Annotated in this window: 17 protein-coding genes; 9 read left to right on the forward strand and 8 right to left on the reverse strand. The window is 72.6% G+C overall.

All coding sequences use genetic code 11. The features are described from left to right. The first annotated feature begins 10 nt into the window (after nt 1–10). Genes IOE58_RS01600 through IOE58_RS01610 form a run of 3 tightly spaced genes read left to right on the forward strand, consistent with a single transcriptional unit; the run spans nt 11 to nt 5270 of the window. Nucleotides 11–307 carry a WhiB family transcriptional regulator gene (locus tag IOE58_RS01600; protein ID WP_284690620.1) on the forward strand — a complete coding sequence of 99 codons (297 nt, stop codon included), beginning with the start codon at nt 11–13 and terminating at the stop codon, nt 305–307. A gap of 12 nt (nt 308–319) precedes the next feature. After that, the gene (locus IOE58_RS01605; RefSeq protein ID WP_193864682.1) at nt 320–3652 is read left to right on the forward strand and encodes a glycosyltransferase family 2 protein; all 3333 of its coding nucleotides are present in this window, start codon (nt 320–322) and stop codon (nt 3650–3652) included. Then, nucleotides 3645–5270, forward strand: a complete 1626-nt coding sequence (locus tag IOE58_RS01610; protein WP_193864683.1) for a DUF5719 family protein — start codon at nt 3645–3647, stop codon at nt 5268–5270. The genes IOE58_RS01605 and IOE58_RS01610 overlap by 8 nt, the downstream gene beginning before the upstream one ends. Nucleotides 5271–5282: 12 nt before the next feature. Here IOE58_RS01610 and IOE58_RS01615 read toward each other — a convergent pair whose 3' ends face one another. Further along, the gene (locus IOE58_RS01615; RefSeq protein WP_193864684.1) at nt 5283–5735 is read right to left on the reverse strand and encodes a metallopeptidase family protein; all 453 of its coding nucleotides are present in this window, start codon (nt 5733–5735) and stop codon (nt 5283–5285) included. A 133-nt stretch (nt 5736–5868) separates the two neighbouring features. Here IOE58_RS01615 and IOE58_RS01620 point away from each other — a divergent pair, with 133 nt between their 5' ends. Then, nucleotides 5869–6180, forward strand: coding sequence for a DUF3499 family protein (locus IOE58_RS01620; RefSeq protein ID WP_396121480.1), 312 nt, complete (start codon nt 5869–5871; stop codon nt 6178–6180). Further along, on the forward strand, nt 6173–7831 hold the full coding sequence (locus IOE58_RS01625) for a phosphomannomutase/phosphoglucomutase (RefSeq protein ID WP_193864686.1): 1659 nt from the start codon (nt 6173–6175) through the stop codon (nt 7829–7831). The genes IOE58_RS01620 and IOE58_RS01625 overlap by 8 nt, the downstream gene beginning before the upstream one ends. 20 nt (nt 7832–7851) lie before the next feature. Here IOE58_RS01625 and IOE58_RS01630 read toward each other — a convergent pair whose 3' ends face one another. Next, on the reverse strand, nt 7852–8715 hold the full coding sequence (locus IOE58_RS01630; RefSeq protein ID WP_193864687.1) for an RDD family protein: 864 nt from the start codon (nt 8713–8715) through the stop codon (nt 7852–7854). Between the two features lie 117 nt (nt 8716–8832). Between IOE58_RS01630 and IOE58_RS01635 the strand changes: the two genes are divergently transcribed. Further along, on the forward strand, nt 8833–9828 hold the full coding sequence (locus IOE58_RS01635; protein ID WP_193864688.1) for a stage II sporulation protein M: 996 nt from the start codon (nt 8833–8835) through the stop codon (nt 9826–9828). A gap of 120 nt (nt 9829–9948) precedes the next feature. On the opposite strand, the gene IOE58_RS01640 is transcribed toward IOE58_RS01635, so the two are convergent. Genes IOE58_RS01640 through IOE58_RS01660 form a run of 6 tightly spaced genes read right to left on the reverse strand, consistent with a single transcriptional unit; the run spans nt 9949 to nt 15215 of the window. Beyond that, the gene (locus IOE58_RS01640; protein ID WP_193864689.1) at nt 9949–11247 is read right to left on the reverse strand and encodes a DUF58 domain-containing protein; all 1299 of its coding nucleotides are present in this window, start codon (nt 11245–11247) and stop codon (nt 9949–9951) included. An 11-nt stretch (nt 11248–11258) separates the two neighbouring features. Then, entirely contained in the window at nt 11259–12281 is a 1023-nt protein-coding gene (locus IOE58_RS01645) for an AAA family ATPase (RefSeq protein WP_193864690.1), read from the reverse strand. After that, nucleotides 12278–12550: a hypothetical protein gene (locus tag IOE58_RS14095; RefSeq protein WP_228018466.1), complete on the reverse strand. Its 273-nt coding sequence runs from the start codon at nt 12548–12550 to the stop codon at nt 12278–12280. The genes IOE58_RS01645 and IOE58_RS14095 overlap by 4 nt, the downstream gene beginning before the upstream one ends. Before the next feature lie 6 nt (nt 12551–12556). Continuing rightward, entirely contained in the window at nt 12557–13417 is an 861-nt protein-coding gene (locus IOE58_RS01650; RefSeq protein ID WP_228018467.1) for a DUF4350 domain-containing protein, read from the reverse strand. Then, the gene (locus IOE58_RS01655; RefSeq protein WP_193864691.1) at nt 13414–14058 is read right to left on the reverse strand and encodes a DUF4129 domain-containing protein; all 645 of its coding nucleotides are present in this window, start codon (nt 14056–14058) and stop codon (nt 13414–13416) included. The genes IOE58_RS01650 and IOE58_RS01655 overlap by 4 nt, the downstream gene beginning before the upstream one ends. After that, nucleotides 14055–15215 carry a glycerophosphodiester phosphodiesterase gene (locus IOE58_RS01660; RefSeq protein WP_228018469.1) on the reverse strand — a complete coding sequence of 387 codons (1161 nt, stop codon included), beginning with the start codon at nt 15213–15215 and terminating at the stop codon, nt 14055–14057. The genes IOE58_RS01655 and IOE58_RS01660 overlap by 4 nt, the downstream gene beginning before the upstream one ends. A 227-nt stretch (nt 15216–15442) precedes the next feature. On the opposite strand from IOE58_RS01660, the gene mtrA reads away from it, so the two are divergent. From mtrA to IOE58_RS01675, 3 genes are read left to right on the forward strand one after another with little or no spacing between them, the layout of a single operon-like run. Next, entirely contained in the window at nt 15443–16129 is a 687-nt protein-coding gene (gene mtrA / locus IOE58_RS01665; RefSeq protein ID WP_193864692.1) for an MtrAB system response regulator MtrA, read from the forward strand. 16 nt (nt 16130–16145) lie between these two features. Then, a complete protein-coding gene (gene mtrB, locus IOE58_RS01670; protein WP_193864693.1) occupies nt 16146–17822 on the forward strand; it encodes an MtrAB system histidine kinase MtrB in 1677 nt (558 codons plus the stop codon). Then, nucleotides 17819–19522, forward strand: a complete 1704-nt coding sequence (locus IOE58_RS01675; protein WP_193864694.1) for an LpqB family beta-propeller domain-containing protein — start codon at nt 17819–17821, stop codon at nt 19520–19522. The genes mtrB and IOE58_RS01675 overlap by 4 nt, the downstream gene beginning before the upstream one ends. Nucleotides 19523–19593 lie beyond the last annotated feature (71 nt).

The raw sequence follows: 19593 nt of genomic DNA on the forward strand, positions 1-19593 counted from the left end.
AGACGCACCGATGGACAAGGACGCCGTCACCGAGTCGCAGCGCACCGAGCTGTCTCTGCTGGACTTCGCCGTGGAGCAGGACGAGGCCGAGCTGTCGTGGCAGGAGCGCGCCCTGTGCGCGCAGACCGATCCCGAGGCCTTCTTCCCCGAGAAGGGCGGCTCCACCCGGGAGGCCAAGAAGGTGTGCGTCTCCTGCGAGGTGCGGGCCGAGTGCCTCGAGTACGCCCTCGAGAACGACGAGCGCTTCGGGATCTGGGGCGGGCTGTCCGAACGGGAACGACGCAAGCTCAAGCGCCGCGCAGTCTGACATCCTGAGCGGGTGAGCGAACGTCAGGTCACTGCCGTCGTCCTGCTGAGCAGGTCGACCACGCTCACGTCCCTGGAGACGACCGCCGCCGCGCTGGCGGCCCAGACCCGACCCCCGAACCGCACCCTGGTGATGGTGCCCGCAGGGCTGTCCGCCCAGGTGCAGGAGGCGGTGCGCCGATTCGCCGACGGATTCGGCCCCGACGCCGTCCACAGCCTCTCCGACACCGTCGGTCGGGCCGGTGCGGTGCGCGAGGCCCTCGAGGTGATCGGGAGCGCCGGCGACGCGGTCGAGACGGTGCACTCGCCGGTGACCACCGAGGGTGGGACGACGGCCCGCTCGTCCGGCTCCCAAGGCGGAAGACGCGCCCGCGACATCGACATGGAGGCCCTGGAGAGGGCCCGCACCCAGGAGGCCGAGAGGCTCGCCCGGGTGCCGGAGCGGCTGCGTCGCCGCCGGCGGGACCCGGGGCGCAGGGCGAGCGGGAGCGACTCATGGCTGTGGTTCCTGACCGAGCAGACGGCACCGGGGAACGACGCCCTGGCGGAGCTGCTGTCCACGGTGGCCGTCTCACCCACCACAGCGGCGGTGGGGCCGAAGCGGCTGCGCCTGCGCGAGGACCTTGAGGGTTCCCCGCCCCGGACCGCCGACGATGCCGACGTCCTGGTCGACGTCGGCCTCACCCTCACCCACAGCGGTCGGATCGTCACCGGCGTCGAACCCGGGGAGATCGACCAGGGACAGTCCGACTGGCGTCAGGACGTGCTCGCGGTGGGGCTGCCCGGGATGCTGGTGCGCGAGCGCACGCTGCGCGAGGTGGGCGGACTGGACCCCGATCTGCCTACCCCCTGGGCCGAGATCGACCTGTGCCACCGCATCTGGAGGGGCGGCGAGCGGGTGGCGGTGCAGTCGGCCGCGCGTGCGCTCGCACCGGTCTCGGACGCATCGCCCCAGCAGCGCCTGCTGGAGCGGCGCACCGGTCAGATGGCGCTGCTGCTCAAGCACCGGTCCTGGCTCCTGGGCCTGCTCACACTGCTGCTCACGCCCCTGGTGACCCTGCTGCGGACGGCCGGGGCGATCGCGGCCTCCGAACCGCGCCGGATCCCGGTGGAGCTGCGCGCCGCGGCACAGGTCATGCGCCGGGCCCCCCGGGTGATGGCCCGCGGTGCGCAGGAGCGCAGGCGCGCCCGGGTCCCCGGTCGTCGTCTCGCACCTCTGTACCTGCCGCCCGGGGAGGGCATCCGACAGAGCGCCGAGAGCGCACTGACCCATCTGTTCGCCGACGACGATCGCAGCCGTCGCGCCCGACTCACCTCCTGGGGCATCGCCGGCACCCGGCACGGGATCGACGATGCGGACTACGGCCGCCACATCGCCTGGACGGTCGCCGTGGCCGTGCTAGCCACCGTCCTGGGAATGATCACCCTGAGGGGACTGTTCGGCCGGGGAGAGCTGACCGGCCCCGCGCTCATCCCCCTACCGGCCTCCTGGGGCGCACTGCGGGAGGCCGCCTGGGCCAGCTGGATCCCGGGAGGACTGGGACAGCGGGGCCCGGCGGATCCCCTGGTCCGGGTGATGGGCCACCTCCCGGTGAGCGGGGCACTGCTGGTGGAGGTGATCGTCTTCTCCGCGGTCCCCGCCTCGGCGCTGCTGGCCTGGTGGGCCGCAGGCGCGATCACCCGCGCCGTCGGAGCGCGCCTCACCCTCACGGTCACCTGGGCGCTGGCCCCCCCGCTGCTGGCCGCGCTCTCCGACGGCGCCTGGCCGCTGCTACTCGTGCACGCACTGCTGCCCCTGCTCGCCCTCAGCATCGGTCGTGCCATCGGCCTGCCCCACAAGGCGGAACGGGCCAGTGTGCCCGCGGCCGCGGCGGGGGGCCTGCTGCTGCTGGTGCTCAGCGCCGTCGCCCCGCTGCTGCTGCTCCTGGCCGCTGTCGCCCTCGCACTGATCGCCCCCTCCGTCCCCGGTCGGCGGCTGCGGCTGCTGTGGGTGCTGGCCCCCTCCCTCGCCCTCCATCTGCCCTACCTCGCCGTGTACATCGGAGATCCACGCCTGCTGCTGGGAGTGGGCGGGGTGCGTCCCCGGCCGGTGACCGCCGAGGCCTGGGACCTGCTGGCGCTGTGGCCCACCGCACCTGCCCTGCGCGGGCACCTTGCGGGATCCCTCGGCCCGGTCGCGGCCCAGCTCCTGCTCATGCTCCCCGTGCTGCCCGTTGCGGTGGGAGCGCTGGTCGCGCCGTTCCTGGCGGGCAGCGCCGGCCGGGCCGGACGTTTCGCTGCCCTTCTCGCCGCACCGACCCTGCTGCTCGTGCTGCTGCTGCAGCACACCCCGATGTTCGTGACCGGTGAGGTGCTCGTGCCCGCCCCCGCGCATGCCCTTCTCAGCACGCTGCTGCTGGCGCTGTGCATCGGCGGCGCCGCCGTCTTCGATGCGCTGGCCCGCCGGGAGGGCGACATCTCCCGCACCCGTCGCGTGTTGACCGGCGGGGTCGGGGCCGTCGTCGCCGCGGTCTGCGCGGTCGCGGTGCTGGGATGGACGGTGGCGCTGCCCTCCTCACTCAGGATCGACCGTGTGGAGGGAGGCCAGGTGCCGGCGGCCGCTGCCGACCAGGGGCGCACCGATGCCCGCGCGCGCGTGCTGGTGCTGCGCCCCGGGGACGACGGTACGGTCCGCGCCGAGGTGGTGGTCCACGGCGGGGACTCCGTGATCCAGCACGCCACCATCGCCTCACTGCGCGGGGCCGATCGCGTGGAGGCCGGCGAGCCGGTGGACTCCGATCCCGGCAGCGAGGCGCTGCGCCGAGCCGTCACCGGCATCCTCGCCCCGGGCGGTGCCGCCGGGCCCACCGATCCGCTCGCCCTCGCCTACGTCATCGTGCCCGGCAGCGCCGAGGACAGCGCGGGCCTGGTGGACACCCTCGATTCCTCCTCCGCCGTGGAGAAGGTCACGCAGAACTCGAGCGGGGGCATGTGGCGCGTGATCGATGCGACGCCCCGTGCCTGGCTCGAGGGGCCGGGACAGCCCCAGCTGATCCCGAGCGGCGTGATCGGTGCTGCGGGGGAGATCACCGCGAGCGAGGAGCCCCGCACCCTCGTGCTGTCCGAGCGCCTCGACTCCCAATGGCGGGCCGACGTGGGCGGCACCGAGCTCGAGCCGGTTCCTGTGGACGACTGGGCACAGGGCTTCGTCGTTCCGGCCGGGGTCGAGGGCCACCTGGTCATCAGTCGAGAGCAGCCCTGGCTGCCGCTGTGGAAGGTGCTCCTGTACGGCGTGACGGGGATCACCGCGCTGATCGCGATCCCGTGGCGCGGGCGCAGTCGGCCAGGGGAGGATTTCCATGTCTGAGCACGATCATCACCCTGTCCCGCTCGACGATCACGTGCCCGGCCACCGGACCGGACGGCTCCGGCCGGTGCTCGCACTGGTGAGCCTGCTGCCGCTGGCAGCTGCCGTCGGGGCACTGGCCATCACCCCTCAGCCAGGGCCCACCACGGTGGAGCGATCCGTGACCAGTGCCGAGGCCGGGGGAGTCCAGCTGTGGTGCCCGGGCCCGCTGGATCCCCCGCAGGAGGCGCTCGGCGCCGGCACCGATGAGGACCTCGCGGTCATCCCGCCCTCACCCGCGGTCGACGTCCGCACCGTCGCACTCGAACCGGCCTCGTCCCTGCTGTTCGGCCGGGTCAGCGGATCCGAGACCCGACTGGAGGAGGACGGCTCCGTGCGCGCTCCCTCCATCACCGCCCTCGGCGCCGACGGGCAGGCCCTGACCGTCCCCACCGTCTCCCGGGACCTCGGGGCCGCCGTGCAGACCGTCACCGGCGCGGAGGACACGCTGCAGGTGCAGACCACGGGCTCCGAGGGCGGTCGCGCCGTCTCCGACACCGTCCAGACCACCGTCACCACCGAGGGTGACTACCGCTCGCTGGCGATGAGCCGCTGCCTGCCCACCGCCACCGATGCGGCGTTCCTGGGGGTGTCCACGCAGCGCGGCGCCAGCTCGCAGCTGGTGCTGAGCAATCCCGGCGACCGCCCCGCCACCGCAGCGGTGCAGGTGTGGACGGCGGACGGTCCTGCGACGATGGCGGGGCGCAGCCAGGTCGTGGTCGCACCTCGCACGGAGCAGCGCATCCTGCTGGAATCCATCGCCCCGGGCCACGACCACGTGGGCGTGCGCGCCGAGGTGATCGGTGCACCGCTGGTGATGCACATGCAGACCACGGAACGGGACGGCCTCACCCCCGGGGGTGCAGAGATCCTGGCGCCCACCAGCGCGCCCGCGCGCGAGCAGATCGTTCCCGGGGTGCGCGTGGAACAGGCCGCCCCCACCCTGGTGCTGGCCAACACCCAGGGCGAGGATGCCACCGCGACCGTCACCGTGATGGGCACCGGTGGGCCTCTGCCCGATGCCGAGCAGGAGGTCACCGTGCCGGCCGGCGCCGTGGTGCCGGTGGCTCTGGACGGCGTGCCCGAGGGGGATCATGCCGTGAGGGTCGACTCTTCGCAGCCGCTGCTGGCCGTGGTCCGATCCGAGACGAGCGGGGCGGACCTGCCCGGGGACACCATCGGTGCCCCCGTCGACTTCGCCCTGGCGGCGCCGGCACCGGAGCTGGGCTCCCATTCCGTCGTGGCCCTGCCCGCGGGGGGACAGGCCGGGCACCTGACCCTGACCGCCACCGAGGACACCGAGGTGACGGTGGCCCCGATCTCCGAGAACGGCGCTGCGGCCGAACCGATCGTGATGCAGATCGCGGCGGAGACCGTGGCCACCGTCCCGACTCAGGACCTCCAGGTCGACGGGGAGCCCGCTGCCGGCGTCACGGTGGTGCCGGAGAGGCCGGGAGTGCTGCACGCCAGCTGGGTGCAGCAGCACGACGACGGCGCCGGCGGCACCCTGCTGGCCACCCTCCCCGTCACGGTGCTGCAGAACACCGACGTCGAGGTCAGCGTGCGACTGTCCGAGTGAGGGCTCGCACGCTCATTGCCCCCACGCCTCCGGGTCCACGTCCTCCGGCGCGATGGCCAGCATCGACCCCACCTGCTCCGACAGCACCTGGCGCACCAGCAGATCGAGGTCCTGCTCGGTCGAGCAGCGGGTCTGGATCGGCAGCCGGTACAGGATGATGCGCGGCGGGTGCTCCCGGGTGGAGGGCAGGGCACGACCCAGCAGCACCGAGGCGTCCTCCCAGGGAGCTGGATCGGCGGGCGGCACCTCCTCGACCACGACGCGCAGATGGGCGAGTCGGCGCGGGAACCGCTCGATCAGGGAGGCGGCGGCGTCGGTGACGGTGTCGTCGAAGCGCTCGCGCCGCGTGCGATGGCCGGGCAGGTGCGGGGGGATCAGGTCCCAGCGCCTGCCGCGCCCCCGGCGATCACGCCGGCGCAGGCCGGGTCTCGGGGCGGGAGGCGGGGTGAGCCCGGACGCATCCATGCCCGCACTCTATCGGGGAGCGCACGGGGTGCTGTGCACCGGGCGCGCCGTCCACCAGGAGGCCTTCTGCCTGCGTACACTCCTTGCTGTGCCAGCCCGTGAATGCTCCCGCACCGCCTGCTCCCTGCCCGCGGTGAGCACATTGACCTTCGTGTACGAGGACGCCACGGCAGTGCTGGGGCCGCTCTCCCGCAGCAGCGAGCCGCACGCCTACGACCTGTGCCGCGAGCACGCCTCCCGGCTCACCGCCCCGCGGGGATGGGAACTGCTGCGGGTGGCCGGCGCATCGGAGGTCAGCGACGACCTGGTCGCCCTCGCCGATGCCGTGAAGCCGCCGCGCAGCACGCAGACACCCGCCGACGCCGGGACGGCGTCACGGACGCAGCCCGCCCCGGTGCGAGAACCAGCTCGCCATCTCCACGTCCTCAGGAGCCCCCATGACTGACAGCCGACCGGCGGACCTCTCACCGATCGTCAAGGCGTACGACGTGCGCGGTGAGGCCGGCACGCAGCTGACGGCCGAGGTGGCCCGCGCGCTCGGCGCCGCCTTCGCGGACTTCCTGCAGAGCTCTCCGGGCGGCGGCGACATGATCGTCGCCCACGACATGCGGGTCTCCTCCCCGGAGCTGGCGCGCGCCTTCGTGGACGGAGCCGTGCGTCGAGGAGCCACCGTGGGGGAGGCCGGGCTGTCCTCCACCGATCAGCTGTACTGCGCCTCGGGCCTGCATCGTGCCGCCGGGGCGATGATCCCCGCCAGCCACAACCCTGCCCAGGACAACGGGCTGAAGCTGTGCCTGCCCGGTGCCCGACCCATCAGCCGCGACACCGGCCTTGCGAGCATGCGGGCCGCAGCCGAGGCCTACCTCGATTCCGGAGAGATCCCGGAGATCCCGGGCGGGGTCTCACAGCCCCTGGACACCCTGGCCGACTACGTCGACACCGTGCTGGGGCTGGTCCCGATCCCCGAGGGCCGACGACTGCGCGTGGTGGTGGACGCCGCCAATGCCATGGCCGGGCTGACCGTTCCCGCAGTGGCGGAGCGGCTGGGCCGGATCGACCTGGTTCCGCTGCACTTCGAGCTCGACGGCACCTTCCCCCACCACCCGGCGGATCCGCTGGACCCCACCAACCTCGAGGACCTGCGGGAGGCCGTGCTGAGCGAGGGGGCCGATCTCGGCTTCGCCTTCGACGGCGATGCCGACCGGTGCGTGGTCCTGGACGAGACCGGTGCCCTGGTGTCCCCCTCGGCGATCACCGCCCTGATCGCCCAGCGCGAGATAGCCCGAGCGCGAGCCGCCGGGGAGGAGCACCCGGCCGTGGTCGCGAACCTGGTCTCCTCCCGGCACGTGGCCGAGACCATCCGGGCCGCCGGCGGCACGCACGTGCGCTCCCGGGTCGGCCATTCCCTGATCAAGGCGCTGATGGCCGAGCACTGCGCCGTCTTCGGCGGTGAGCACTCCGCGCACTACTACTTCCGGGACTTCTTCCACGCGGACTCCGGGATGCTCGCGGCCCTGCACGTGATCGCCGCCCTGGCGGAGAGCGAGTTCTCCCTGTCGACCCTGGTGGCGTCCCACGATCCCTATGCCAGCAGCGGGGAGATCAACTCCCGGGTGGACGATGCCGAGCAGTCGCGCGCGACCGTGCGCGCACACGCGGAGCGGATCCCGGGGGCCACGTGCGACGACCTGGACGGCCTGACAGTGGAGCACTGGGACGCCGAGGCCCCTGCGGAGGAGCGCTGGTGGTTCTCCCTGCGATCCTCCAACACCGAGCCGCTGCTGCGCCTGAACGTCGAGGCGGAGCTGGAGACCACGATGATCCGGGTGCGGGACGAGATCCTGGCGCTGGTGCGCCAGCAGCCGGTGGTGAGCCTGCAGCCCGTCGACGTTGAGCTGCCGCACCTGGCCCCGGCCGGGGCCAGCGGTGCCGATGTGCCTGCGTGGGTCCGCGAACGACTGCGCTGCCCCGACTGCACGGGCTCCCTGCGCGATGTCGATGCGGGCCTCCAGTGCGCGTCCTGTGGACGGATCCACCCGGTCGAGGGTGGGATCCCGGTGCTGATCGCCGGTCGCACCGAGGCACCGATCGCCTGAACGGCCGGTGCCGATCCGCCTCAGGCGGTGAACGGCGCCGTGCGCACCTCAGCGGACAGCTCGCGCTGCGCCGCGACAGCTCGCCGCAGCCTCTCCTCGTCGCGTCGGGACCTCTCCGACACCACCGCGGCCAGGAACGCCTCCGGATCGGTGCCCGGGGGAGGAGCCGGTGCCACGAACGGGAGCGTGCGCTGCAGCAGGTCGCGGGACAGCTGCTGACGCGACCGGGGATGGATGCGCTCGGCTCGGGGCAGGAACGAGCGGATGTCCTGCACCAGCGCCACCGGGAGCCGCCCCACATCGGCCCCCGCCGCCCAGGGACGCAGTTCCTCCGGCAGCTCGATGCGCTGCGAACGCGGAGCGGACATGCGCTCCTGGATCACCACGGTGCCCGCCAGCAGGTCCCCGATCCGACGCGACTTGCGATCGAGCACCGAGCAGGTCAGGGCCACCGCACCGGCCGTCCCCCAGATCTCGAACATGGCCGTCACGGCTCGCAGCACGCTCTGACGCACATGGACCGGCCCGCCGTCCTCCCGCACCACGCGGGTGCCCGTGACCAGTCGCCCCACGGAGCGGCCACGCAGCAGCATCTCGCACAGCACCGGGTAGCCCACGTACGCGGTCACGCTCATGACGAGCGTCCCGGCGGCGAAGAACCCCTCGTCGGCATCCAGGGCCGCCATCACCCACACCGCGCCGACGATCCCGCCCACCAGGATCGCCAGCTGGATGGCGCCGTCGATCGACGCCGACAGCATGCGCACGGCGAAGGAGGCGGTGCGCAGGTCCAGCAGCACCGCCTCACCGGTGACCAGGGACTCCCTGTCGTCCCGTGCCAGTGACGCGGAACCGGCATCGCTCGGTGCGGAGATCGTCGACATGCCTCCATCCTGGCAGGCCGTCGGCGCCTGCGAGAGTGTCCACGGTCTGCTTCCGGCAGGTCGGAGTTCGACTTTCGTCGGCGGCGCGGAAGCATGCTGCGTGCCTACCCTGGGGACGTGGACACCGATGCCTTCGTCTCCGTGCACAGCCCCCAGTGGGAGCGGCTGGCCGAGCTCACCCGCACCCGCCGGCTCGATGCCGAGGGGATCGACGAGCTGGTGTCCCTCTACCAGGCTGCGGCCACGCACCTGTCCACGGTGCGCTCCACGAACCCGGACCCGGCCCTGACCGCGCGCCTCTCGCTGCTGGTGCACCGGGCGCGCCTGCGGATCACCGGGGCCCGCACGCCGCTGTGGAAGCATGCCCGCACCTTCTTCTGGGAGGACCTGCCGGCCGCCCTGTTCCAGGCGCGGTGGGCGGTGGCACTGGCCGCTGCGATCTTCCTCGGGGCCACGGTGGTGTGCGGCCTCTACTTCGGGCTCGATCCGGTGGCCCGGGGACTGGTGCTGCCGGAGGCCGCGCAGCGCTCCCTCGCCCAGCGCGATTTCGTCGAGTACTACTTCCAGGGGGACGCCTCCGGGTTCGCCGCCAACGTGTGGACCAACAACGCGTGGATCACGGTCCAGGCCGTCGTGCTGGGGGTGACGGGCTTCTGGCCGGTGATGATGCTGCTGCAGAACGGCCTGAACGTGGGGCTGATGGCCGGGGTGATGGGGGCCTACGGGGGCCTGGGCACCTTCTTCGTGTACATCCTCCCGCACGGGCTGCTGGAGCTGACCTGCGTGGTGGTGGGTGCCGGTGCAGGACTGCGCACCTTCTGGGCGTGGATCCGCCCCGGGGAGCTGCCTCGGCTGTGGGCGCTGTCGCGGGCGGCACGCTCGCTGGTGACGGTCGCGATCGGGCTGGTGCCGGTGCTGCTGGTCTCCGGGTTCATCGAGGCGTTCGTGACCCCCAGCGGGCTGTCCCCGGTGGTGCGCATCGCGATCGGTGCCCTCGCCTGGCTGGCCTTCCTCGCCTTCATGCTGGTGCGCGGCAGGCAGGTGCACCGCTGCGGGATCACCGGGGGCCTCTCCGAGGAGATGGTGGGCGACCACGTCGCCACCGCGGGCTGAGCAGTCGACCGGATCGATGGGAGCGGATGCTCGCCGCCGATCCGGCCTTGTGGCAGGGTCACCCCGACCCGCCACGTCCCCGCTGCGGGGTGGCCGGGTCCCCATCGGGCGGGGTGCCGCCTACAGCCGCCCGGCCGCCTTCAGCGCGAGGTAGCAGTCGGCCAGAGCCCGTGGTGCCCTCTCCGGCGGCGCATCCACCACATGCGCCCCCACCCGCTCCAGGGCCCGCGCCACTCCGGAGCGGCGGATCCTGTCCTGCTCGGCGGCCGCCGCCCGGTACACGGTCTCCAGGTTCCCGCGCCCCGCGGCCAGGGCATCCAGGGCGGGATCGGCGACCGACAGCACCACCAGCGGGTGGTCGCGTCCGATGCGCGCGGCGACCGGCAGCAGTCCCGTGTCCACCACGGAGGCGTCCACCGGCGTCACCAGCACCACCAGTGCTCCCTTGCGGGCACGGTCCCGAATCGTGCTGGCTGCGAGCTCCCAGTCCGTCTCCACCAGGGCAGGGTGCACGGCGGCGGTGGAGCGCACCATGTCGTTGAGCACCGTGGTGCGGCTGGAGCCCACCACGGACACGTGGGGGATGCGGTCGATGCACAGCAGATCAACGCGGTCCCCGGCGTGCCCTGCCAGCGCGGTCAGCAGCAGAGCCGCATCGAAGGCGGCGTCCAGGCGGGGCGCGTCACCCAGGCGGCTGGCGGAGGTGCGGGAGGTGTCCACCACGATCAGCACGTGCCGGTCCCGCTCGGGGCGCCAGGTGCGCACCACCACGCTGCGGCGGCGCGCAGTGGCCCGCCAGTCGATCGAACGCACGTCGTCGCCGTCCACGAAGTCGCGCAGCGAGTCGAACTCGGTGCCCTGACCGCGCTGATGGATCGCGGCCAGCCCCTCGATCTCCCGCAGCCGTCGCACCCGGGAGGGGAGGTGGCGGCGGGAGGCGAAGGGATGCAGCGCCAGCAGTCGACCCGGCGCGTCCACGGCTGCGGTGCGGCGGGCCAGCCCGAGCGGACCGCGGGAGGCCAGCAGCAGCGTTCGCGAGGAGTGCTGGCCCCTGCGCGTGGGCCGGTACACCTGGGCGACGGCCCGCCTCTCTCGCGGCGGCACCCGCAGCGCGGAGCGCTGCTGCACCAGACCGGCCGTCGGGTTCCAGGCATCCCGGATCTCCAGGTCCGCGGGGCGGGAGGTCGGATTGGCAACCAGCACCCGCCCGCCGGCATCCCCGCCCAGCCTGACCTGCCCCGGTGCGTCCCTCTGCACGGTGAGCGCGCGGGGGGAAGGGGCCAGGAACGCATCGATCAGCACCACCAGCAGCCATGCCGCCGCCAGCAGCAGCACGGTCCACCAGGCGGGCCACAGCACCAGCACCGGCAGTCCCAACAGGGTCACCAGTGCGGCGCGCGGGGTGATGGAGATCCTCATTCCACTGCCTCTCAGCGCGGCACGGGCACCGAGGCCAGTGTCGCGGCCAGGACCGCCTCCACCTGGGAGCCCTCCAGCTCCGCCTCGGTGGTCAGGCGCACCCGGTGCGCGGGGGTGGACGGAGCCATGATCTTCACGTCGTCGGGGGTGATGAAGTCCCGGCCCGAGAGGTACGCCCAGGCACGGGATGTGCGCAGCAGGGCGATCGCACCGCGCGGCGAGACCCCCAGGGCCAGGCTCGGCGAGCGGCGGGTGGCGCGGCAGACGTCCACGATGTACTGCACCACCGGATCCTCTGCCGCCACCGTGGCCACATCCCGTTGGGCGCGTTCGAGTGCGGCCACGTCCACCACCGGGCGAAGCCCCATGGCGCCGAGGTCCGTGGTGTCGAAGCCGTCGGCGTGACGCCGCAGCACGTCCACCTCGACCTCGCGCTCCGGCAGCGGCATCACCGCCTTGAGCAGGAAGCGGTCCAGCTGGGCCTCCGGCAGCGTGTACGTGCCGTCGAACTCGATGGGGTTCTGGGTGGCGATCACCAGGAAGGGGTCCGGCAGCGGGTGCGGCATGCCGTCCACGGTGACCTGGCGCTCCTCCATGGCCTCCAGCAGTGCGGACTGGGTCTTGGGAGGGGTGCGGTTGATCTCGTCCGCCAGCAGCAGGTTGGTGAACACCGGGCCCTCCCGGAACACCAGGTCGCTGGTGGAGGCGTCGTAGACGAGGGAGCCGGTGATGTCGCCGGGCATCAGGTCCGGGGTGAACTGCACACGGCGCATGCGCACGTCCAGCGCTGCGGCCAGGGAGCGCACCAGCAGGGTCTTGGCCACACCGGGAACTCCTTCCAGCAGCACGTGGCCGCGGCACAGCAGGGCCACCACCAGGCTGGTGACCGCGGCGTCCTGGCCCACCACTCCCTTGTGGATCTCGTCAGCGAGTCCCTGGAGCTGCTCGCGGGTGCCGCGGTCGACATCGGGCCCGGTGGGCGCGGTGGGGCCCTCGGCCCCGGGCGGGACGGCGGCCTGGCTGGAACCGTTCATCGGTCGATCTCCTTCTCGAGTCGGTCGAGGTCGTGGGCGAGCTGCACCAGGGCCTGGTCACTGCTCACGGGCGTGGGTCCGAGCAGGGAGCGGATCTGCTCCGGGGACTGCTCCAGATGCGGGGTGAGGGCGGCGACCAGGGCGTCCAGCGACTCCTCGTGGCGGATGCCGAGCCGGTCGGCGAGGCGTCTCGCGGCAGCGGCGCGCAGGGAGGCCGCGGCCGCATCCCGGGACTGCGACTGCTGCAGCAGCCGTGCGCGCCCCAGCACCAGCTCCTAGGGCCGCACCGTCACCGGCAGCGGCTCCACCACCACCGGCCCGAAGCGTCGTCCCAGTGCCAGCAGGGCGACCAGCGCTGACAGCAGCAGCCACAGCGCCAGCGAGGTGGCCCAGTCGGGCAGATAGTCCAGCAGGTCCGGTCCGGTGCCGGCCATCGGATCAGCGGGGGAGGGGATGTACCAGGTCAGTTCGCCGGCGGAACCGAGAGCGTTGAGCACCAGGGCGGAGTTGTCCGCCTGCCCGATGCCGTCGTTGGTCAGCAGATCGGGGGAGCCCAGCACCACCAGCCGATCGTGCACGGCCACCAGCGACCCCGCCCCGGAGGCGAAGCAGCCGGCTGCCTGCCCGGAGGTGCGGTAGGTGGTGGCCGGTCCCACCAGCCCTTCATCGCCGGGCACGTGGACCTGGCGTGCACCGAAGGCGGCATCGCAGTCAGGGCCGGCATCGATCAGGGTGGGCGTGCGCACGGTCCCCGCCGGGGAGATCAGCGGGGTGAGGTATCCCAGGGTGACGAAGTCCGGCTGGACCAGCACCAGAGTGCCGGCCGACTCCTCCAGGGAGGTGGCCAGGGCCTCCAGCTGCGCGCCGGAGAGCAGGCCGGGGTCCGTGACCAGCACGGTGCGGCCCTCGGACAGATCCTCGACCGCATCGGCGGTGTGCCGATGGGTGTCGACCTGGACCCCCAGGTCCACGAGCACGCTGACCGCGGCCCGGGATCCCTGTCCCGTCGGCGCGTCGGGCTCGAGCGGGCCGTCCCGGTAGTAGCCGCGGGCCACGGCGGCCAGGACCGCCGCCACCACGGCGAGCACGATCAGCACCACCAGCCATCGGGGCCGACGATCGGCGGAGCTGTTCATCCGGCGGCCCTCGGGCTCTCGGTGAGGTCCGGGCTGGACTCCGCGATGTACTCGGTCAGCCGCACCAGGTCCTCGGCCTGCTTGGCGCTGACGGAGCGGTAGGAGTAGGCGGCGGTGTCGAAGGCCTGGGCACCGAGCTGGAGGCGTCCCCGCAGTTCGGGGAACGGTACGGAGGCTCCCTCGGCGGCCTCGTGCGCCGTCATCCCCGCGGTGACGTCCAGCAGGGTGCGGTCCTCGAGATCGCGCACCAGGGCGCGCATGGCCAGCACTGCTGCATCATCGAGCCGCCCCGCTGCGACGGCGTCCCGGGCCGCTGACCGCAGCTCGGAGGCGCTGAGCACCTCCGGGGTGTCCAGTGCCGTCTCCACCGTCAGCGTGGCGCTGCGCCGGATCAGTCCGGTGCGGCGCAGCACGAGCACCGTCACCCCGAGCGCCAGCGCGATCAGCAGGACGAACAGGCCGGCCTGGGCGGCGGAGGAGCCGTCGATGCCCTGCACGATCTCCGTCAGCCAGGACTCGATCGTCTCGAGCAGCCACTGTACGAAACCGGGGGAGTCGTCGTACTCGGCCTTCGACAGCTCCTCGAGCATCCGGCGGCGCGCCTCGTCGGGGTCGATCCCCGGTGGGGCCAGGGGGATCATGGGAGCGGCCCGGCGTTCCAGCTGTCACGGGCACGGCGGTTCAGTTCGATGTCCCAGGCCTCGTGCCGCATCCGGTTGTCGGCGTAGATCGCCGCGGTGCCGGCGGAGAGGTAGGGGGCCAGCAGGAAGGTCGCGACGTAGGCACCGATCATCGTCAGCACGGTCAGCACGATCACGCCCAGCACGATCGCCTCGAGGTTGGACAGCAGCAGGATCGCCACGTAGGCGACGAACCCCACCAGGCCGAAGACTCCGCTCAGCACCTGTACGGCGACGTAGTACAGCACCGTCAGCAGGACGCCCAGGCCCAGCACCCGCCACATGCGGCGCCCGGCGGTCAGCGCGAAGGAGCGACGCACAGCCCCGAGGATCCCGGTCCCTTCGCCCACCAGTGCGGGGATGGCGAGCAGGGTGCGAGCGTAGAGCCACACTGCCGCGACGAGGGCGATGACGAGGCCCAGCACCAGAGCGAGGATTGTGATCACATTGGCCTCCTGCCACACCAGCAGGGGCACCAGACCCAGGGTCGTGGGGACCACGGCCGCGACGGTGATCAGCAGCCCCACCAGGGCGGAGACCCCGACCGCGGGCAGCGCCAGTCGTCGCAGGGTGGGCCACAGCTCGGAGTCGGCCAGGGGCTCGCCCGTGGCCTCCCCGATGGCGACCCGCGTGAGGACGGCGGTGACCATGGCGGCGGCGATCATGGAGACCACGCCGGTCACCAGCGAGGCCCCCAGCGTGCTCAGCGCCTCGGACAGGGACATCACCGAGAACGCCCCGGGATCGCTCGCCTGCGGGTCCTCGAGCATGGTGCGGGTCTCGCCGATCAGCGGCATCATGCTGGCTCCGGTGAGCACCGTGATCAGCACGTACGCGATGCCGTGAACGGCCGCGGAGACCAGCAGCATGGCCTTGGCCCGACGACGGTAGATGCGCACCGCCGCTCCCAGCACCTCACCGACCGACAGCGGCCGCAGGGGGAACAGGGGCGCTTGCTGCACCAGTTCCCGGCGCAGCGGGCCAGCCGGGCCGTCTGCGGGCCCCTGAGTGCTCGTGGGGTCCGGGATCGGGGGCGCACCGAAGCCGTCCGGGTGCGTCCCCGGCTCCTGGCCCTGCGGGACGCTGCTGGTCCCGGGTGCGGTCCATCCTGTGCTCATCCCGACCTCCTTCGTCCTGGACCCCATCGGGTGCTGCCCGGGATGAAGCGGGGAGCCTGCCGTGGTGGTCCTGCTCGTGCTGATGCTGGTGGTGCTGTGTTGCTGTGGTGCTGTGATGCTGGGTGCCCACGCTACGCACTCCGCGTGCCCGGCCCGATCCGACGAACGTCGATGACCTCGTGTCGTGGGTCCATCCCGGTCCCGCTGCTGGGTGGCACAATGACCCCATGACGACGCCTTCACGGATCCTCGTGGTCGATGACGATCAGGCGATCGCCGAAATGGTCGGGATCGTTCTGCGCGGCAAGGGGTACGAGGTGATCACCTTCCCCGACGGCGCCTCCGCACTGGAGGCGTTCGCGCGCGTGCGGCCCGACGTGGTCCTGCTGGACCTGATGCTGCCGGGGATGGACGGCATCGAGGTGTGCCGCAGGCTGCGCGCCGGGAGCGGGGTGCCGATCATCATGCTCACCGCCCGCACCGACACCGCCGACGTGGTCGAGGGGCTCGAGGCCGGGGCGGACGACTACCTCACCAAGCCCTTCGAGCCGGAGGAGCTGGTGGCGAGGATCAAGGCGCGCGTGCGGCGCTCCGAGGTCCCCACCACGGAGAAGCTCACCATCGGTGACCTCGAGATCGACGTGGACGGGCACGAGGTGTTCCGCGGGGGTGAGCCCATCTCCCTCACCCCCCTCGAGTTCGACCTGCTCACCCAGCTGGCCCGCAAGCCTTGGCAGGTGTTCACCCGGGACGTGCTGCTGCGGGAGGTGTGGGGTTACCGGCACAGTGCCGACACCCGCCTGGTTAACGTCCACGTGCAGCGCCTGCGCTCCAAGATCGAGCACGATCCGGAGAACCCCCGGATCGTGGTGACCGTGCGCGGGGTGGGCTACCGGGCAGGTGGGCCGTCCTGAGCCGGCCCACGCAGCCGTGACCGCCCCGGGCCGCGGCGAGAGCGGGCCCGGCGCCGCCCTTCATCGCATCCTTCCGGGGCACTGGCCGCTCGCCCTGCGCGTGGTGGTGGTGACCACTCTGCTGGCGAGCGTGTCCATCCTGACGGTGGGCGCGTACCTGTCGTCCGTGATCGCCGACGGCCTGTACGAGCAGCGTCGGGACCGGGTGCTGGAGGAGTCCCAGGACATCCGTGATGCGCTGGTCTCGGACCTGGATCAGCTCACCGGTGCCACCGGAACTCAGCAGCAGGACGCGGCCACCGCCTTCGTGCAGGAAGTGCGGGGCCAGAACGGCGCATCCCGCCGGGAGGCGGCACTGGTCCCGGTGGAGACCACCGGCATGGTGTGGTCGGTGTACTCGGACCGTTCGCTGTCCGAGGTCGTGGATCCCGAGTTCGCGCGAGCAGTCGCCGCGCAGCCCGACTCGCTGGTGTGGACGTCCATCGCGCTGTCGGGCCCCACCGAGGAGGTCGAGCCCGCTCTGCTGGTGGGCACTCGCGTGGCGGTGGCCGGGAGCGGCTCCTACGACCTGTACCTGGTGTACTCCCTGCAGGACGAACAGCAGACCCTCGCCTTCGTGCAGCGCGTGGTGCTGGGCGGCGGCGCCGTGCTGCTCGCCCTCGTGGTGGGCATCGCCGTGGTGGTGGCACAGCTGGTCACCACCCCTTTGAAGAAAGCGGCACGGGCGGCCGAGCGCCTGGCCGCCGGAGACCTCACCAGCCGCGTCGAGGTCTCCGGGGCCGATGAGCTGGCCCGGGTGGGGGAGTCGTTCAACGACATGGCTCGGAGCCTGGAGCAGAAGGTCGAGGACCTCACCGAGCTCTCCCGGGTCCAGCAGCGCTTCGTGGCCGACGTCTCGCACGAGCTGCGCACCCCGCTGACCACGATCCGCATGGCGTCCTCCGTGCTCGACGACCAGCGGGAATCGCTGCCGGAGGGTCTGCACCGCACGGTCGAGCTGCTCTCGACGCAGGTCACCCGCTTCGAGCTGCTGCTCACCGAGCTGCTGGAGATCTCCCGGTTCGATGCCGGGGCGGCCGTGCTCGAGGCGAACCGCGAGGACCTGGACGAGCTGGTGATGCGCGCAGTGGACGACGTGCGTCCCCTCGCTGCAGCCCGCGGATGCCTGCTGGACGTGCGACCTGCCGGGCACGGGATGCGCGCCGTGGTCGATGCCCGGCGGGTGGACCGGATCCTGCGGAACCTGCTGACCAATGCGATCGAGCACGGGGCGGGGCATCCGGTGCTGGTGCAGACGGGATCGGACGAGGACTCGGTGGCCGTGGTGGTCCAGGACCACGGGCGGGGCATCTCCCCGGAGGATGCCCGCCGCGTCTTCGACAGGTTCTGGCGGGCCGACCCCTCCCGTGCCCGCACCCTGGGAGGGACCGGCCTGGGCCTGTCGATCTCGGTGGAGGACGCGCACCTGCACGACGGCTGGCTGCAGGCTTGGGGACAGCTGGGCGAGGGAGCCGTCTTCCGCCTCACGCTGCCGCGTCGACCCGGTGGCGCGATCACCCGCTCCCCACTGCGGCTTGAGCGCTCCTTCGACCGCGTGGGAGGGGACCCGCTGCCCGCCGCCACCGGTGAGATCCAGATCAGTCCGGACATGCTGCCGGACCTGGACTCGAGCTGGGAGGAGGAGGCGCGATGACCGCGAGCCGCCGGGAGCTGCTGCGCCTCGCCGGTGCCGCCGCGCTGCTCGGCACCGGGAGCGCCTGCGCGCGCATCCCCACCGAGTCCCCCATCGACAGTCGCCCCCTCTCGGGCCGTTCCCGGCCGGGCGCCCCCTACGTGAGGGCGCTGCCACCCCCCGAGGACGCCACTCCCCAGCAGGTCCTCACCGGGTTCGTGCAGGCCGGCGTGGGCACCGAGGACGACTACGCCGTGGCTAGGGAGTACCTCACCCCCGACGCCAGCGCCGCGTGGGATCCGGGAGCCGGCGTGACCGTCTACTCCAGCAGCGACGAGCTGCGGGTGGAGCAGCTGGACGAGGACACCGTCTCCCTCGCGCTGCAGGCCGTGATGCTGGTGGATGCGCAGGGCGTGCGCAGCGTCCTGGCCGGTCCCACCGCCCAGGAGATCACGGTCCACGTCGAGTCCGTTGACGGGCAGTGGCGGATCGCCGATCCGCCACCCGGCATCCACCTCTCGGGGGCCGCGTTCGAGGCGCTGTTCACCCCTGCACGGCTCTACTTCCTGGATCCCCGATCCCTGCACCTGGTCCCTGATCTGCGCTGGTACTCCTCCCACCGGGCTGTTCCGGCGGTTCTCGAAGGCCTCCGCGCCGGGCCCGTGGAGCCGCTGGAGTCGGCCGTGCGCACTCTGGTGCCGTCCGGCGCCGACATGGAGGCGGTGATGGTGACGACGGGAGCTGACGGCGTGGCCGAGGTGACCATACCCGAGGCCGTCCGGCGTCTGGCCAGCGTGCCGCGCGGGCACGCCCTCGCGCAGCTGGAGGCATCCCTGCGGTCCCTGCGGGCGCTGGCGGAGGTCCGTCTGCTCTGGGACGGCACCGATCTGACCGCGCAGGTGGACCGCTCCCTCTCCCGGCCTCTGCCGGGGCATCGCCCGATCGGGGCAGGACCCACCGGAGTGGTCTCGCTCGCCGACGCCGGGGGGAGCGATCAGATGTCCCAGCTGGTCCCGGACCTCGCCGAGACCGTCCTCTCCGCACCGGCGATCAGCCAGGACGGCGTGCTGGCCTGCGCACTGTCACAGGACCGCAGCAGCGTGCTGATGGCCTCGACCGATGGCTCGGTACCGGTGAGGCAGGCCGCTGCCGGTGCGGCCTACGCCGATCCGCGACCCGATGACGCCGGGTACGTCTGGGCCTCGGTCCAGTCCGGCACGGGAGTGCTGCTGGCGATGTCCGCCCAGGGGGCCGAGCACGACGTCAAGGTCGATGCCGCCTGGCTGCGAGGACGAGAGGTGCTGGGGCTGGACATCGCCGCCGACGCCACCCGCCTGGCCGTGCTCTCCGCCGATGAGGCAGGGACCCGACTGGATCTGTGCGCGGTGCAGCGCGACGAGGCCGGGGTTCCGGTCTCCGTGTCGGAGCCGGTGGTGGTGCGCACCGGGCTGGTCGACATGGTGCAGGTGGGCTGGTACGACGAGATCGCCCTGACCGTGCTCGGCACGGACCCCATCAGTGAGGAGCTCCGGGCTCAGGTCACCGACCTCGCGACAGGGCACGAGCTGCTCCCGCCGCCGCGACAGGGAACGGTGCGCCTGGCCGGCAGCGTGATCGCGGAGTCCGTGTGGGCCGCCACCGAGGACGGTGCGCTGATGCGCAGCACGGGGGACCGCTGGGCGAGCGTCGATCTGCCGGCCCGGGACCCCGCCTTCTACTGAGAGGTCCCTCCCCGGCGCACCACCGACGGCCGAGCTCAGGTGAGGTCCCTCCCCACGATGCCCTTGTCCCC

It is taken from the genome of Brachybacterium epidermidis, from assembly GCF_015209585.1.
GTDB classification, from domain to species: Bacteria; Actinomycetota; Actinomycetes; order Actinomycetales; family Dermabacteraceae; genus Brachybacterium; species Brachybacterium epidermidis.

What these genes read in the sequence shown, in the direction of transcription:
- IOE58_RS01610 (WP_193864683.1), top strand. Translation starts at nt 3,645, where the DNA reads ATGTCTGAGCACGATCATCACCCTGTCCCGCTCGACGATCACGTGCCC.
- IOE58_RS01600 (WP_284690620.1), top strand. Translation starts at nt 11, where the DNA reads ATGGACAAGGACGCCGTCACCGAGTCGCAGCGCACCGAGCTGTCTCTG.
- IOE58_RS01640 (WP_193864689.1), bottom strand. Translation starts at nt 11,247, where the DNA reads ATGAGGATCTCCATCACCCCGCGCGCCGCACTGGTGACCCTGTTGGGA.
- mtrA (WP_193864692.1), top strand. Translation starts at nt 15,443, where the DNA reads ATGACGACGCCTTCACGGATCCTCGTGGTCGATGACGATCAGGCGATC.
- IOE58_RS01615 (WP_193864684.1), bottom strand. Translation starts at nt 5,735, where the DNA reads ATGGATGCGTCCGGGCTCACCCCGCCTCCCGCCCCGAGACCCGGCCTG.
- IOE58_RS01675 (WP_193864694.1), top strand. Translation starts at nt 17,819, where the DNA reads ATGACCGCGAGCCGCCGGGAGCTGCTGCGCCTCGCCGGTGCCGCCGCG.
- IOE58_RS01660 (WP_228018469.1), bottom strand. Translation starts at nt 15,215, where the DNA reads ATGAGCACAGGATGGACCGCACCCGGGACCAGCAGCGTCCCGCAGGGC.
- IOE58_RS01625 (WP_193864686.1), top strand. Translation starts at nt 6,173, where the DNA reads ATGACTGACAGCCGACCGGCGGACCTCTCACCGATCGTCAAGGCGTAC.
- IOE58_RS01630 (WP_193864687.1), bottom strand. Translation starts at nt 8,715, where the DNA reads ATGTCGACGATCTCCGCACCGAGCGATGCCGGTTCCGCGTCACTGGCA.
- IOE58_RS01655 (WP_193864691.1), bottom strand. Translation starts at nt 14,058, where the DNA reads ATGATCCCCCTGGCCCCACCGGGGATCGACCCCGACGAGGCGCGCCGC.
- IOE58_RS01650 (WP_228018467.1), bottom strand. Translation starts at nt 13,417, where the DNA reads ATGAACAGCTCCGCCGATCGTCGGCCCCGATGGCTGGTGGTGCTGATC.
- IOE58_RS01645 (WP_193864690.1), bottom strand. Translation starts at nt 12,281, where the DNA reads ATGAACGGTTCCAGCCAGGCCGCCGTCCCGCCCGGGGCCGAGGGCCCC.